Source organism: Caldimonas thermodepolymerans, from assembly GCF_015476235.1.
Lineage (GTDB): Bacteria > Pseudomonadota > Gammaproteobacteria > Burkholderiales > Burkholderiaceae_C > Caldimonas > Caldimonas thermodepolymerans.
Genome location: NZ_CP064338.1, coordinates 3566264 through 3579959, shown reverse-complemented (window position 1 = coordinate 3579959; position 13696 = coordinate 3566264). Strand labels below are relative to the sequence as shown.

Below are 13696 nucleotides of genomic sequence, written 5' to 3'. Positions count from 1 at the left end.
GCGGTGAGACTTTGCCCGGTGTCTCGGTTACAACCCTCGCACCAGCTCGATGGCCTGCTCGACCCGCTCGACCGCGTGGATCGTCAGCCCCTCGATCGGTCGCCTGGGCGCGTTGGCCTTGGGCACCACCGCGACGCTGAAGCCCAGCTTGGCCGCTTCCTTCAGGCGCTCCTGGCCGCGCGGGGCGGGGCGGATCTCGCCGGCCAGGCCCACCTCGCCGAAGGTCAGGAACCCGCGCGGCAGTGGCTTGCCGCGCAGGCTGCTCTGGATCGCGAGCATCACCGCCAGGTCCGCGGCCGGCTCGCTGATGCGCACGCCGCCCACCGCATTGACGAACACGTCCTGGTCGTAGCAGGCGATGCCGGCATGGCGGTGCATCACCGCCAGCAGCATCGCAAGCCGGTTCTGTTCCAGCCCCACCGACAGGCGCCGCGGCGCGGGGATGGGCGAGCTGTCCACCAGCGCCTGCACTTCCACCAGCATCGGGCGTGTGCCCTCCAGCGTGACCAGCACGCACGAGCCCGGCACCGGCTCGCCGTGCGTGGACAGGAAGATCGCGCTCGGGTTGGCCACGCCCTTGAGGCCGCGCTCGGTCATCGCGAACACGCCGATCTCGTTGACCGCGCCGAAGCGGTTCTTGAACGCGCGCACCAGGCGGAAGGCGCTGTGGGTGTCGCCCTCGAAGTACAGCACGGTGTCGACGATGTGCTCCAGCACGCGCGGGCCGGCCAGCGACCCTTCCTTGGTCACGTGGCCCACCAGCACCATCGCCGTGCCGGTGGCCTTGGCCGTGCGCGTCAGCTGCGCCGAGCACTCGCGCACCTGCGCCACCGAGCCGGGGGCGGAGGTGAGCTGGTCGGAATAGATGGTCTGGATCGAGTCGATCACCGCGACCGCGGGCTTCTCGTCCTCGATGGTGGCGAGGATCTTCTCCAGCTGGATCTCGGCCTGCACGCGCACCCTGGAGCCGTCCAGCCCCAGCCGGCGCGCGCGCAGCGCCACCTGCGCGCCGGACTCCTCGCCGGTGACGTACAGCGTGCGCACCTGGTGGCTCAGCGCATCCAGCGCCTGCAGCAGCAGCGTGGACTTGCCGATGCCCGGGTCGCCGCCGATCAGCACCACGCCGCCGGCGACGATGCCGCCGCCCAGCACGCGGTCCAGCTCGTCGATGCCGGTGGGCGTGCGCGCGACGTCGACCGCCTCGATCTCCGACAGCGTCGTCACCGGGGCCGACTTGGCCAGCGCCTGGAAGCGGTGCTTCGCGGCGCTTTCGGCGACGGTTTCCTCCAGCGTGTTCCAGGCGTTGCAGTGCGGGCACTTGCCCAGCCACTTGGGGCTGGTGCCGCCGCATTCGGTGCAGGTGTAGACGGTCTTTTCCTTGGCCATGGCGCGATTGTCACCGGGCGGCGCGTCTCACCCGCCCGCGCGCACGACGGCCAGCGCCACCAGCCCCAGGCCGAGCACGACCACCAGCGCGGCCAGCACCCAGGTGCGCACGCGCAGCGTCTGCACCGCATCGACCAGCCGCGCGTTGTGCTGCGCCAGCTGCTCGATCAGCTCCGACGAGGCGTGCAGCTCGTCGGACAGATGCTGCACGCGCGCTTCCAGCGCCGCCAGGCGCTGCTCGGGCGTGCCGTCGGCGATCGCCTCGGCAGGCGGTGCAGGCGGCTCGCTGCGCACCTTGCTCCACAGCTGCTTGGCTCCGCGCACGATGGCCGGGGTGGCCTCGATCACGTCGCCCCAGGGGATGACCTTGAATGCGGTGATCCAGCTGATTGCCATGTCGGGCTCCTCGATGCGCGCGGCTTCAGCTGCCGCGCATCTCCTTGTAGCGCTGTTCCAGTTCCTGCCGCAGCTGGCGGCGCACCTTGGCCGCCTCGAAGCGGCGCTTCTCGTCGGGCGTCCGCGGCTGCAGCGGCGGCACCGCCACCGGCTTGCCGGCGTCGTCGACCGCCACCATCGTGAAGAAGCAGCTGTTGGCGTGCCGCACCACCTGCGTGCGGATGTTCTCGGCCACCACCTTGATGCCCACCTCCATCGACGAGGTGCCGGTGTAGTTGACGCTGGCCAGGAACGTCACCAGCTCGCCGACATGGATCGGCTGGCGGAACATCACCTGGTCCACCGACAGCGTCACCACGTAACGCCCCGCATAGCGGCTTGCGCAGGCATAGGCCACCTGGTCCAGCAGCTTGAGGATGGTGCCGCCGTGGACGTTGCCCGAGAAGTTGGCCATGTCCGGCGTCATCAGCACGGTCATGGTCAGTTGGTGGGAGGGAAGGTGCTCCATGGGATGCGGGAAAGGTGGTGCCCAGGGCGTCATGATGCCAGCCCCGTCCGGCCCGGGGCAGGGGGCGGGGGCCCGCCGCTGGCGGCCGCGGGCCCGGGCGGGCGGACGTTTCGCACGGACGGCGGCGTGCGCGGCCGCACCGCAGGGGTGTTGTACCCTCAAGGGCAGGCCGTTGCCTGCCGAAAGCAGGGGGGGCAGGGCGCCGGTTCGAGCCGGCGCCTTTTCTGTTTGGACTGACCGAAGAAGGACCCAATCGTGATTGCGAAGTGCGTGTGGCCGCTGGTGGCCGGGGTGAGCCTGATGGGGGCGGCGATCGCCGAGGAGGCCGACGCCAGGTGGGTGGAGCTGGCGGCCACCGATGCGGCCGCCTGGTACGGCAAGACCGGCAGCGGTCGCGTGACGAACGTGGACGGCAAGAAGGGCAACGGCTACGCCTATGTCTACCAGCTCGAGGACAAGAAAAAGCACACCTATAGCTACGGGCAGGTGGTGGTGCTGCTCGAGTCCTGCCCCAAGGGCTACGGCTACGTCTACTACAACGACACGCAGGGCCAGTACGTCAACAAGGGTCAGTTCGTGCGCTTCGGCGACACCGTGGTCGATGCGCTGGGCAGCGCGGCCTGCGCCAGCTGGGACAGCGAGACCGGCAAGCGCTCGCGCGTGGAGGCCGAAGGCACCTGGAAGGTCGTCGCCACCGCCAAGGGCACGGGCAACCGCTTTTCGCTGAAGACCGACACCGTGCGCAAGGCCCCCTACGACGGCCAGCAGGCCCTGCACGTGCTGTTCGCGTTCGAGGACGTCACGGCCGACACCACCGACTACGGCGAATTCGTGGTGCCGCTGGCGGACTGCCGGCGCGGCTACGGCACCGTCCACGAGCTCGACTTCAGCGGCCAGCAGGTCAGCAAGTCCGACTTCGTGCTGGACGGGAACTCGGTGATTTCGGCGATCGCGGCGAACATGTGCGCGTACAACTAAGGGACGTTCTGGCTGCCGTGCCCCTTTTTTGCGGGCACGGCCGGTGCAGCCAGGTGTCGGCTCGCTCGTTTGAAAGCGTCAGGGCTTCCAGCCGCCGGAATTCGACAGCGTTGCTGGAATGACTTTGCGCGGAAGCGCCCTGCCGAGCAGGAGTGGTGGGATTCGCGGCTGTGCATGGAAAGGTCTGGAAACTGACCGATACATAAAGACTCTTCGCCGATCCAGATAATCCTGCACTGACACGGATACCAAGGGGAGGGGCGAGTGCAGTGCCGAACCGTCACTGGCGTCACGTTCGGGCCTCGCAGCAAGGCCGCGATCGAGGAGATACGAAAAAAGCATCATCTGGCGACGATGCTGCAGGTGATGGTTCCTGCAGGCGCGTTCGTGAACATCTTTCTCGGCAATGATGCACTGAAAGCAGCCTATAACATCCAGTCGACGGATTTTGAGATGATGGCGCGAGCCATGGCGGCGGTGCCGACGATCGAGCGCGCCGTCATTGTTCGTATTGCGCAGCTCGCTGCGCTGGACACCGTGGGACAAGAGTCGACGTTCTGGAGGGAGTTTGCACGAGGCATATTGCATGGATGCGCTGCGGCGACGCATTAAGTGCCCGGTGTTGACGTTGGCGCTCTTCGGGGCAACCGCCGTGTTCGCAGCCCAGCAAGAGCGAGACGGCCTCTCCGGGCGGGCAGTGCACCACGCTTACCAGCGATACCAGGCAGCACGCAGCGAATTTGAAAGGCGCGTGGATCTCTGCATGCAGGCGCAACGGCGTGAAGTCCGGGCCGACGTATTCAACAGGATGGGCCTCAGCCAAAAACAACAGGAGGTTGCGGCCTTCGTTCTTTCTGTTCGTGCCGTCAGTGCCTGCGAAGCACCTGCCAAAGGGCAACTGATGGTTGCTTATGGCGTTTACCGGGATGTCGCGCAACGCGCCGGCGTTTCTGTGGACCCGAAGAGCGAACGTTACGTCGCACAGCTTCTTGAGCGGGAACGCATGGCGCTGGAACGGGAGGTGTCCGACTACGCCAACTTGAGCGAGGAGCTTCGCCAGAAGCTGGAAAGCATCCCCGAATTGCAGCAACCGTTTGACTTCGTGAGCCTGCTGGATCGATTGCGCTCGCGTCAGTGATGGCTGGCCCACGCCCCCTGACCGGGGGACGCGGACGGCCGGTGTCGGATGGGGGATGGCTGCCTGCGGGTGGGGCCGGCCTCTGGCCACCTCAATGACCCGCCCCCACCAGCACACCAAAGACGACCACGCTGCAGCCCAGCAACCCCCACCCGACCATCCGGTAGCCCCGCAGCGACACCGCACCCAGCCGGGGCGACAGCCAGGCGCCGCCGTCGCGTGCCGCCTGCGGGCAGCAGACCAGCGTCGTGGCCCACAGCGGCAGGCTGTACACCGCCCACACGGCGGGCAGGATGCGGTGGGCGGCCGGCGAGGGCAGGGTGTTCAGCCACGCCGTCCAGGGATCCGCCCAGTCGAGCAGGGCCATCGCGGCGTACAGTCCGAGCAGCACGACCAGCGCGGCGGCCTGCTGCGGCCCGGGCGGCGCGAGGCCGTGGTCGCGCCACTGCCGGTAGACGAGCCAGAGAAAACCGGCGAAGAGCGGGGACAGCAACAGCAGCGTCAGCAGTGCGGCCGTCATGCCGGGTGGGCGCGGGGCGTCAGTCGGACTGCAGTTCCTGCACCGCCACCGGCACGCGCGGCGCCACCGCGCACATCAGTTCATAGCCCACGGTGCCGGCGGCCTGGGCGACCTCGTCGATCGGCAGCAGGCTGCCGCGCGGGCCGTGGCCCCACAGCGTGACCTCGCTGCCCAGGCCGGCCTGCGGCACGGGGGTGAGGTCCACGGTGATCATGTCCATCGAGACGCGCCCGACGAGGCGGGTGCGCACGCCGTCGACCAGCACCGGGGTGCCGGTGCCGCAGTGGCGCGGGTAGCCGTCGGCATAGCCGCAGGCGACCACGCCGATGCGCGTCCGCGCGTCGGCGCGGAAGGTGCTGCCGTAGCCGACCGTGTCGCCGGGCTGCAGCTGCTGCACGCCGATGACGCGCGAGCGCAGCGTCATCGCGGGGCGCAGGTTCCAGTCGGCAATCGTGCGCACGGGGAAGTCGGGCGAGCTGCCGTAGACCAGGATGCCGGGGCGCACCCAGTCGCCGCGCACGTCGGGGCGCGCGGCGGCAAAGCGCAGCACCGCGGCGCTGTTGGCCAGCGAGCGCTCGCCGGGCAGGCCCTCGGTGGCGGCGTTGAAGGCGGCCACCTGGTGCTCGATGCCGGTGTCGGTGTCGGCATCGGAGAAGTGGGTGATCAGCGAGATCTCGTCCACCTGCGTCAGGCCCGACAGCCGCATCCACGCGGTGCGGAACGCGCCGGGCGTGAAGCCGAGGCGGTTCATGCCCGTGTTGAGCTTCAGGAACACGCGGTGCGGCCAGGTGGTCTTGTGCGTGGCGAGCCAGTCGATCTGCTCGTTGCAGTGCACCACGTGCCAGATGTTGAGTCGGGAGCAGACCTCCAGGTCGCGCGGCTCGAAGCAGCCCTCGAGCAGCAGGATGGGGCCCCGCCAGCCCAGCGCGCGGATGCGCTCGGCCTCGGCCAGGTCCAGCAGCGCGAACCCGTCGGCGCCTTGCAGCCCGGGGTAGGCACGTTCGATGCCATGGCCGTAGGCGTTGGCCTTGACGACCGCCCAGACCTTGGCGCCGGGTGCACAGGCGCGGGCGCGTGCCAGGTTGTGGGCCAATGCGTCGGGATGGATGAGGGCTTGGATCGGGCGCGGCATGAACGCCGATTCTGCCAGCGGCCACGCCGAACAAGTGCGGGATTTGTGCCCGGATCACGGGATTGAGCGTGCTATAAAGCCGGGCGCGCCGGGCGGGCGCCCCCCTGGCGCACGCCGCGACCTGATCGCGAGAAGTTCACGAAAAGCCCACACGACCGCCGAAAGAAGCCGAGTGCTTGCAGTGATTTGAATGAAAAAAGGCTTCTACACCATCATGTCGGCGCAGTTCTTCAGCTCGCTGGCCGACAACGCGTTGTTCGTCGCGGCGGTGGAACTGCTACGCACGTCCGGCGCAGCCGAATGGCAGCGCGCCGCGCTGGTGCCGATGTTCGCGCTGTTCTACGTGGTGCTGGCCCCGTTCGTCGGCGCCTTCGCGGACTTCATCCCCAAGGGCAAGGTCATGTTCATCTCGAACACGATCAAGGTCGTGGGGTGCCTGATGATGCTGTTCGGCACGCACCCGCTGATGTCGTACGCGATCGTCGGGCTGGGCGCGGCGGCCTACTCGCCGGCCAAGTACGGCATCCTCACCGAGCTGCTGCCGCCGTCGCAACTGGTCAAGGCCAACGGCTGGATCGAGGGGCTGACGATCGCCTCGATCATCCTGGGCGTGCTGCTGGGCGGCCAGCTGGTCGGCCCGGCGGTGGCGCCGTACCTGCTCGCGATCGAGCTGCCGGGCGTGCACCTGGGCATCGACACGCCGGCTGAGGCGGCGATCGCGTCGATCATCCTGTTGTACGTGGTCGCGGCGCTGTTCAACCTCTACATCCCGCGCACCGACGCACCGCTGCAGCCGCTGCCGGGCACGCTGCTGGAGATGGTGCGCGACTTCCGCACCTGCAACCGCCGCCTGTGGCGCGACAAGCTGGGCCAGATCTCGCTGGCGACCACGACGCTGTTCTGGGGCGTGTCGGGCAATCTGCGCTACATCGTGCTGGCCTGGGCCGCGGTGGCGCTGGGCTACGGCACCACCGAGGCCTCGTCGCTGGTGGGCGTGGTCGCGGTGGGCACCGCCGTCGGGGCGGTGATCGCCTCGCTGCACATGCGGCTGGACGTGGCCACGCGCGTGATCCCGCTGGGCATCGCGATGGGGCTGCTGGTCATCGTGCTCAACTTCATCACCAACGCCTGGCTGGCCGCGCCCTTCCTGATCCTGCTGGGCGGGCTGGGTGGCTACCTGGTGGTGCCGATGAACGCACTGCTGCAGCACCGCGGCCACAACCTGATGGGCGCGGGCCGCTCGATCGCGGTGCAGAACTTCAACGAGCAGGCCTGCATCCTGGGCCTGGGCGCCTTCTACGCGGCGCTGACCAAGTTCGGCCTGTCGGCCTTCGGCGCGATCACGATGTTCGGGCTGGTGGTGGCCGGCACCATGTGGCTGATCAAGCACTGGCACGAGCGCAACCTCGAGCGCCACGCCGACGAGGTCGAGAAGCTGCTGGAACTGGCGCGCAGCGACCACCACTGATTTCCTTCGCCCGCATGGCGCACCGGCCGAGGTCGTGCCGGTGGGCGCACACCGGAGCGGACATTGCCGCTCCGCGACAATGGTGGGATGCCGACGCGTTCCCCCTGGTCGATTCCTGCACTGCTGCTCAATGCCCTGGTCTGGGGCCTGTCCTGGTGGCCGCTGCGCGAGCTGCATGCGCGCGGGCTGCACCCCCTGTGGAGCACCGTCATCGTCTACGCCATCGCGGCGCTGGCGCTGCTGGCCTGGCGTCCGCAGGGCTTGCGTCAGCTGCTGAGCCAGCCGCAGCTGTGGATCCTCTCGGTGGCCTCGGGCACCACCAACGCGGCGTTCAACTGGGCCGTCAGCATCGGCGAGGTGGTGCGCGTGGTGCTGCTGTTCTACCTGATGCCGCTGTGGTCGGTGCTGCTGGCGCGCGTGCTGCTCAACGAGCACTTCACGCTGCACGGGCTGCTGCGCGTGGTGCTGGCGCTGGCCGGCGCGGCCATCGTGCTCAAGCCCGAGGGCGCGCCGTGGCCGGTGCCGCACGGGCTGGCGGACTGGCTGGCCCTGCTCGGGGGCCTGGCCTTCGCGACCAACAGCGTGATGCTGCGCCGCCTGGCCGGGCGCACGCGCGAGGAAGGGCGTGCGCTGGCGATGCTCACCGGCTGCGTGGCGATGGCGCTGGTGCTGGCCACCGGGCTGGGGCCGGCGCGCGGCGTGACGCCGCCGCCCGTGCCGCAGTGGGGCTGGCTGGCGATCGCCGTGGGGCTGGCGCTGACTTTCGTGTGCTCCAACATGGCCTACCAGTTCGGTGCCGCGCGCCTGCCGGCGCAGGTGACGGCCGTGGTGATGCTGACCGAGGTGGTGTTCGCCTCGATCTCGTCGGTGCTGTGGGGCGGGGAGGTGCTCAGGGGCCAGACACTGGCCGGCGGGGCGCTGATCGTGGGCGCCGCGCTGCTGGCGGCGCTGGGGCCGGCCCGCCTGGGCGCGAAGGCAGCGGGCGCGCAGCGCTCCGGTCCGGCCTAGGGCGGGGTGCCGCAGGCCGGGGCACGACGCGGCGAGGGCCGCGTCGCGGGGGCGGAGTTCAGGTCGCGGATTCGAGCTGGGGCATGGCCAGGCGCGACTTGGTCAGCACCATGCCGAGGTTGGCCGAGCGACGGCAGACGAACACCGCCACGTATTCCGGGTTGGCCTTGCCGCGGATGAACACGTGGATCAGGTTGTCGCTGTTGACGATGATTTCCTGGAAGTAGTGGTGCCCGTCGTCGGCCACGCCGCGGGAGCGCTTGAACAGCTTCTCGATCAGGGAGACGTTGGGGCCGTTGAACAGGTCGGCCGTCGCGGCCGCCACCAGGTCGATGACCTCGCGCGGGTGCGAATCGACGGTCTTGATCGCCATGAGCATGCCGGAGGACACGTCGACGAAGCCGGCGGCAACGCATTCGGGGATGCTGGACACGGCGGTTTGCAGGGCGGACTCGAGGCTCATGGAAGGGCTCCCTTGATATGGATGTGGAAGTGGATGGAAGAGGGGAAAGCGGGGCGCCTCAGAGCAGCTGCTGCGTCAGCGCCTGCTCGTAGGCGAACAGGAACTGCTCCTGCTCCTGGCTCTGCACGAAGGCCGGGTCGATGCGACGGATGCGCTTGAGCGCCTCGTCGGCGGCCAGGCCGCCTTCGCGGATCAGCCAGGCGGCCAGCACGGTGCCGGTGCGGCCGAGGCCGGCGAGGCAGTGCACCGCGAGCGACTCGCCCTTGTCGAGCAGGCGCTGCATGTGGGTCAGCAGCATGTGGGTCTGCGCGACGGTGGGCGGTTCGCGGTCGCGGATCGGCAGGTGCAGGTTGGTCAGCCCGTGGCGGCGCAGCGCGGCCTGGTCCAGGTCGCGCTCGGTCAGCGTGATCAGCTTGGTGATGCCCACGCGCTTGAGCGCCGCAAGGTCGTAGTCGATGTCGGCCACCGCGCCCGGCATCGGGCAGCCGGCCAGGCGCCCGGGCACCACCCAGGAGAAGCCGCGCGGCGCGAGCGAGCTGGGCAGGGCCGTGGCGGCGATGCTGTTGGCCAGCTCGAAGCCGTTGTTGGTCTGCAGCACCTTGTAGCGGCGCACCGGCGGTGCGGGCACCGCGGGGGCCGGCGCCGGGGTCGCGACGGCCGGAGGCGGTGCGGCTGCGGCGGCAGGTGCCGGTGGCGCGGCGGCGGCCTCCTCGTCCTGGCGGCGCGCGGCGGCGATGGCGTGCAGCGCTGCCTCGGGCAGCGGCGGGGGTGGCGTGGCGTCGTCGGCCAGCGTGCTCGGGTCGGCGTCCGGGGCAGGCAGGTGGCAGCTGCCGGTGGTGACGAACTGGCGCACCACCGCGTTGGGCGGGCGGTCGAAGAATTCGTCGACGCTGCAGCTGGCCTGGATCCGTCCACCGGCCAGCAGCATCATGTGGGTGGCCAGCGAGCGCGCATGGCGCAGGTTGTGCAGCACCACCATCACGGTGGCGTCGGCGCGCAGCCGCCGGATCAGGTCGAACAGGCCGTGCGCGTCGTAGTCCGACAGGCCGGTGGCCGGCTCGTCGATCATCAGGATCTTGGGGCGACGCGCGGCGGCGGCGAGGATCGCGACGGCGCGCTGCAGGCTGGTGTCCAGGTCGACGACGCGGCGACGCAGGTGTGCGAGCAGCGCGGTCTGGTCGAGTTCGCGCAGCAGCTGCTCGGACTGCTCGGCCGTCTGCGCCGGCGTCAGCGGGCCATGCTGCGCGCGCAGCGCCTCGGCGAGCACCTCCAGCACGGTCAGCATCAGGAAGCGCGGCTGCTGCTGGACCAGCTGCAGCCGTTCGTCGCTGCCCCATTCATGGGGCGCGAGCTGCCGGCCCAGGCAGACCACCTTGCCCCAGCCCGCGAAGCGCGTGCTGCGGCGGTTGAGGCCGGCCAGCGAGCGCAGCAGCGTGGACTTGCCGGTGCCCATCGGGCCCATCAGCACGTGCAGGCCTCCGGCCTCGAGTTCGAAATCCACGTCGGCCAGGATGACCCGCGTGCCGAACGCCACCCCGAGATGCTGGACGCTCAGGACGGCGTGGCTCTCGTAGACGTGGGCCGACTCGGCAGAGGGGAGGACGGGGGACGCGGACACGTGCAGCAGGGGACGGATCAGGCGAACAGGCGGTGCTCCGCCCCGGGCCGGGGGCGCAAGCAGGCGCCATTCTGGTGCTGCGTGCCGCACCGCAACAACGCGTTGCGGAAAATTCGGGCCGATATCGTGCGGTAATTCTTCTGATCTTAGGTTTTTCCCTCTGATGTTTGATTTATGCCACGCGATGGTGCGCCTGGCGCACTCGCGTGCAGCGCGGCAAGGGGCAGCCACGCCGCGCGTCAGCGCGCCTCGGTGGTGAGGCGGCGCACTTCGGCGAGCAGTTCCTCGTCCGCGTAGGGCTTGGTCAGGAACACGTCGACGCCGGCCGCTTCGGCGCTGCCGAGGTGCTTGTGGGTGGCGCGCGAGGTGATCATCACCACCGGCAGGTCCTTCCACAGGCGCGACTCGCGCAGCCGGCGCGTCAGCTCCAGCCCGTTGAGGTTGGGCATCTCGAGGTCGGTCAGCACCACGTCGGCCTTGCGGCGGATCAGCGCGTCCAGCGCATCGAAGCCGTCGCGCGCGGTGGTGACGTCGTAGCCGGCATCGTGCAGCAGCTGCTGCAGCGTCTGGCGCACCGAGATCGCGTCGTCGACCACCAGCACGTGCTTGCGCTCCATCGTCATGCGCCGGCGCAGCTGCGCCGAGGCCTCGCGCCGCACCGGCGAGGCCGAGGCGTGCTCGAGTGCCTCGAGGTCGAGCAGCAGCAGCAGGCGGCCGTCGGGGCGGAAGGCGCCGCCGGCCAGGCCGCGCACGCGGCGCAGCAGGCGGCCGATGTCCTGCAGGATCAGGTCGCGCGAGTCGACGATGCGGTCCACCTCCAGCGCGACCTCGCCGTGCGCGCCACGCGCGATGACCACCGGGCGGGCGCCGGTGCCGCCGTCGCCCACGGGCAGGCCGAGCCAGGCGGCGAGCTTCTGGTAGCGCAGCTCGCGCCCGCCGTAGCGGAACACCGGGCCCTGGGCGCCCACCGCCACCGTGCCCTGGCCGGCGGCCAGCGCCATCACCACCGCATCGCTGGGCAGCGCGTAGACCTGCTCGTCGACCTGGACCAGCAGCGCATGCTGCACGCCGGTGGTGGCCGGCACCTGCAGCACGAAGGTGGTGCCCGCCCGCGCGACGCTGTGGATGTCGATGCGGCCCTTCATGCCGCGCAGGCGGTCGGCCACCACGTCCAGGCCGACGCCGCGGCCGGAGATCTCGGTCACCTCGGTGCGGGTCGAGAAGCCGGGCAGCAGGATCAGGCGCGCGAGTTCCGTCTCGTCGAGCTGCGCGTCACGCTCGACCAGGCCGAGGCCGGCGGCACGCTCGCGGATCGCGGCGTGGTCCAGCCCGCGGCCGTCGTCGCGGCATTCCACGCGGATGACCTGGCTTTCGCGGGTGAAGCGCAGCCGCACGGTGCCGGTGCGCGGCTTGCCGGCGGCCTCGCGCTCGTCGGGCGGCTCGATGCCGTGGTCCACCGCGTTGCGCAGCAGGTGCAGCAGCGGCTCGGTCAGGCGGTCCAGCACGTCGGTGTCGACCTGCACGTGCTCGCCCTCGATCTCCAGCCGCACTTCCTTGCCGGTGGCCGCGGCGGTCTGGATCACGTTGCGGCGCAGGCGCGCCACCACCTGCCGCACCGGCACCAGGCGCGCGCCGAGCAGCTCGCGGTGCTGGCCGACCAGCTCCTGTCCCTGCTTGCGCAGCGCCTGCAGCGCCTGCTGCGCTTCGGCGCGCGCGGCGCGGGCGTGCTCGACCTCGTCGGCGACGGTCTCGCCGGCAAAGCGCGAGAGGGTCTGCAGCTCGTTGTAGCGGTCCATCTCGAGCGGATCGAACTGCGAGCCTTCGGCCTGTGCGTGGGCCTGCAGGCTCACGCCCTGGCGGTCGATCGCGATCTCGAGGTCGCGCAGCCGGTCGCGCAGCTGGCGGTTGCTGGACTCGAGCTGCGCGAGGCGCTCCTCGATGCGGCGCATGTGTTCCTCGAGCCGGCCGTGGTGCACCAGCGACTGGGTGGCATGGCGCATCAGCCGGTCGAGGCGGTCGACGCCGATGCGCAGCGTCGGGGCCGCCGGGTTGGGCGGGGTGACGGCGGCGGGCGTGCCCTCGCCGGCAGGCCGGGGCGCGGCCGGGGCGGGCACGGCGGCCGCCGGCGGGTCGAGCGGCGTGGGCAGGGTCTGCGGCGCCAGCGTCTCGACCGCGTCCTGCTTGATCGCGCGCACCCATTGGCCGAGCCGGTCCAGCCAGGCCAGCGCGTTGTCGGGGGCGGCTTCCTCGCCGCGCAGCGCGTAGACCATCTGGTCCAGGCAGGCGACCGCCTGTTCGAGGTCGCGTGCCAGCGCCGGCGGCACCTCGCCGCGGCAGGCCACGGCGTGGTCGAGCACGTCCTCGATGCGGTGCGCCAGGCGCCCGACGCCGCGGATGCCGATGATGTTGCCGCTGCCCTTGAAGGTGTGCGCCGCGCGGCGCGCCTCCTGCAGCGCGTCCAGGTCGACGCGTCCCTCGGCCAGCGCGCGCACCGCGTTGCCCAGCGTCTCGAGCTGGCCGGGGGCGTCCTGCAGGAAGGCGTCGAACAGCGCCGGATCCACGTCGCCCGGCACGGTGAGCGAGACGTCCTCGTCCGACAGCGTCGCGAGGCCGGAATCGGGCGTGGTGCAGGCCTGCAGTTCCGGCGGCAGCGCCGGCGGCTGGCGCAGCAGCGTGTCAAGCTGGCCGAGCTGTTCCTCGCTGAGCATCGCCGGGCTGCGCGCGAGGAAGGCGAGCAGGGGCTCCAGCGCCGCCGCGTCGGCCGGGCGGTCGATGTAGCCGGCCAGCGGGGGCTGCCAGCCCGACAGCCAGCCGAGCACCAGGCCCAGTTCCTCGCCTTCCAGCTCGCCGCCCAGCTCGGCCGTGTCGCGCAGCAGGTCGAACACGATGCCCGCGCCTTCGAGGCCGACCAGCCGGCAGGCCTGGGCCAGGCGGCCGTACAGCGTCGCGGCGGCCTGGGCGTGCGGCACGCCGGCGGGGCCGTCGCTGAGCCAGTGCATCAGCGCGGCGTCGATCTCCGGCGCGGCCAGGCTGAACTCCTCCTGCAGCACCTGCAACAACTGGTCGAGTTGCGTCATCGCG

At 70.6% G+C, this 13696-nt stretch carries 13 protein-coding genes; 5 read left to right on the top strand and 8 right to left on the bottom strand.

Annotation, left to right across the window (positions count from 1 at the left end; translation table 11 throughout):
- Positions 1-27: 27 nt before the first annotated feature.
- Genes radA through IS481_RS16915 form a run of 3 tightly spaced genes read right to left on the bottom strand, consistent with a single transcriptional unit; the run spans position 28 to position 2290 of the window.
- Positions 28-1386 (bottom strand): DNA repair protein RadA, encoded by a 1359-nt coding sequence (radA, locus tag IS481_RS16925; protein ID WP_104356338.1) that lies wholly within the window; start codon positions 1384-1386, stop codon positions 28-30.
- A 27-nt stretch (positions 1387-1413) separates the two neighbouring features.
- Positions 1414-1782 (bottom strand): hypothetical protein, encoded by a 369-nt coding sequence (locus tag IS481_RS16920; RefSeq protein WP_104356337.1) that lies wholly within the window; start codon positions 1780-1782, stop codon positions 1414-1416.
- A gap of 25 nt (positions 1783-1807) precedes the next feature.
- The gene (locus IS481_RS16915) at positions 1808-2290 is read right to left on the bottom strand and encodes an acyl-CoA thioesterase (protein WP_104356336.1); all 483 of its coding nucleotides are present in this window, start codon (positions 2288-2290) and stop codon (positions 1808-1810) included.
- A 255-nt stretch (positions 2291-2545) separates the two neighbouring features.
- Here IS481_RS16915 and IS481_RS16910 point away from each other — a divergent pair, with 255 nt between their 5' ends.
- The 3 genes from IS481_RS16910 to IS481_RS16900 all read left to right on the top strand — a co-directional run bounded on the left by IS481_RS16910 (position 2546) and on the right by IS481_RS16900 (position 4406).
- Complete coding sequence (locus IS481_RS16910) at positions 2546-3268, top strand: hypothetical protein (RefSeq protein WP_104356335.1); 723 nt, start codon at positions 2546-2548, stop codon at positions 3266-3268.
- Positions 3269-3532: 264 nt separating this feature from the next.
- Entirely contained in the window at positions 3533-3880 is a 348-nt protein-coding gene (locus IS481_RS16905; protein WP_146079510.1) for a hypothetical protein, read from the top strand.
- Entirely contained in the window at positions 3855-4406 is a 552-nt protein-coding gene (locus tag IS481_RS16900; RefSeq protein ID WP_146079509.1) for a hypothetical protein, read from the top strand. Before IS481_RS16905 ends, IS481_RS16900 begins: the two co-directional genes overlap by 26 nt.
- Before the next feature lie 91 nt (positions 4407-4497).
- On the opposite strand, the gene IS481_RS16895 is transcribed toward IS481_RS16900, so the two are convergent.
- Positions 4498-4899 carry a hypothetical protein gene (locus IS481_RS16895; protein WP_147280039.1) on the bottom strand — a complete coding sequence of 134 codons (402 nt, stop codon included), beginning with the start codon at positions 4897-4899 and terminating at the stop codon, positions 4498-4500.
- A 46-nt stretch (positions 4900-4945) separates the two neighbouring features.
- Entirely contained in the window at positions 4946-6058 is a 1113-nt protein-coding gene (gene alr / locus IS481_RS16890; protein ID WP_104356332.1) for an alanine racemase, read from the bottom strand.
- 190 nt (positions 6059-6248) lie between these two features.
- Between alr and lplT the strand changes: the two genes are divergently transcribed.
- Positions 6249-7526: a lysophospholipid transporter LplT gene (gene lplT / locus IS481_RS16885; protein WP_104356331.1), complete on the top strand. Its 1278-nt coding sequence runs from the start codon at positions 6249-6251 to the stop codon at positions 7524-7526.
- A gap of 87 nt (positions 7527-7613) precedes the next feature.
- Positions 7614-8534, top strand: a complete 921-nt coding sequence (locus tag IS481_RS16880) for a DMT family transporter (protein ID WP_104356330.1) — start codon at positions 7614-7616, stop codon at positions 8532-8534.
- 58 nt (positions 8535-8592) lie between these two features.
- Here the strand turns inward: IS481_RS16880 and IS481_RS16875 are convergent, their stop codons facing one another.
- The 3 genes from IS481_RS16875 to IS481_RS16865 form a co-directional block, all read right to left on the bottom strand.
- A complete protein-coding gene (locus tag IS481_RS16875; protein ID WP_104356329.1) occupies positions 8593-8997 on the bottom strand; it encodes a roadblock/LC7 domain-containing protein in 405 nt (134 codons plus the stop codon).
- Between the two features lie 58 nt (positions 8998-9055).
- On the bottom strand, positions 9056-10531 hold the full coding sequence (locus IS481_RS16870) for a phosphatase domain-containing putative toxin (RefSeq protein WP_232529346.1): 1476 nt from the start codon (positions 10529-10531) through the stop codon (positions 9056-9058).
- 323 nt (positions 10532-10854) lie between these two features.
- Positions 10855-13692, bottom strand: a complete 2838-nt coding sequence (locus IS481_RS16865) for a hybrid sensor histidine kinase/response regulator (RefSeq protein WP_104356328.1) — start codon at positions 13690-13692, stop codon at positions 10855-10857.
- Positions 13693-13696 lie beyond the last annotated feature (4 nt).

What these genes read in the sequence shown, in the direction of transcription:
- IS481_RS16920 (WP_104356337.1), bottom strand. Translation starts at nt 1,782, where the DNA reads ATGGCAATCAGCTGGATCACCGCATTCAAGGTCATCCCCTGGGGCGAC.
- radA (WP_104356338.1), bottom strand. Translation starts at nt 1,386, where the DNA reads ATGGCCAAGGAAAAGACCGTCTACACCTGCACCGAATGCGGCGGCACC.
- lplT (WP_104356331.1), top strand. Translation starts at nt 6,249, where the DNA reads ATGAAAAAAGGCTTCTACACCATCATGTCGGCGCAGTTCTTCAGCTCG.
- IS481_RS16880 (WP_104356330.1), top strand. Translation starts at nt 7,614, where the DNA reads ATGCCGACGCGTTCCCCCTGGTCGATTCCTGCACTGCTGCTCAATGCC.
- alr (WP_104356332.1), bottom strand. Translation starts at nt 6,058, where the DNA reads ATGCCGCGCCCGATCCAAGCCCTCATCCATCCCGACGCATTGGCCCAC.
- IS481_RS16900 (WP_146079509.1), top strand. Translation starts at nt 3,855, where the DNA reads ATGGATGCGCTGCGGCGACGCATTAAGTGCCCGGTGTTGACGTTGGCG.
- IS481_RS16875 (WP_104356329.1), bottom strand. Translation starts at nt 8,997, where the DNA reads ATGAGCCTCGAGTCCGCCCTGCAAACCGCCGTGTCCAGCATCCCCGAA.
- IS481_RS16865 (WP_104356328.1), bottom strand. Translation starts at nt 13,692, where the DNA reads ATGACGCAACTCGACCAGTTGTTGCAGGTGCTGCAGGAGGAGTTCAGC.
- IS481_RS16915 (WP_104356336.1), bottom strand. Translation starts at nt 2,290, where the DNA reads ATGGAGCACCTTCCCTCCCACCAACTGACCATGACCGTGCTGATGACG.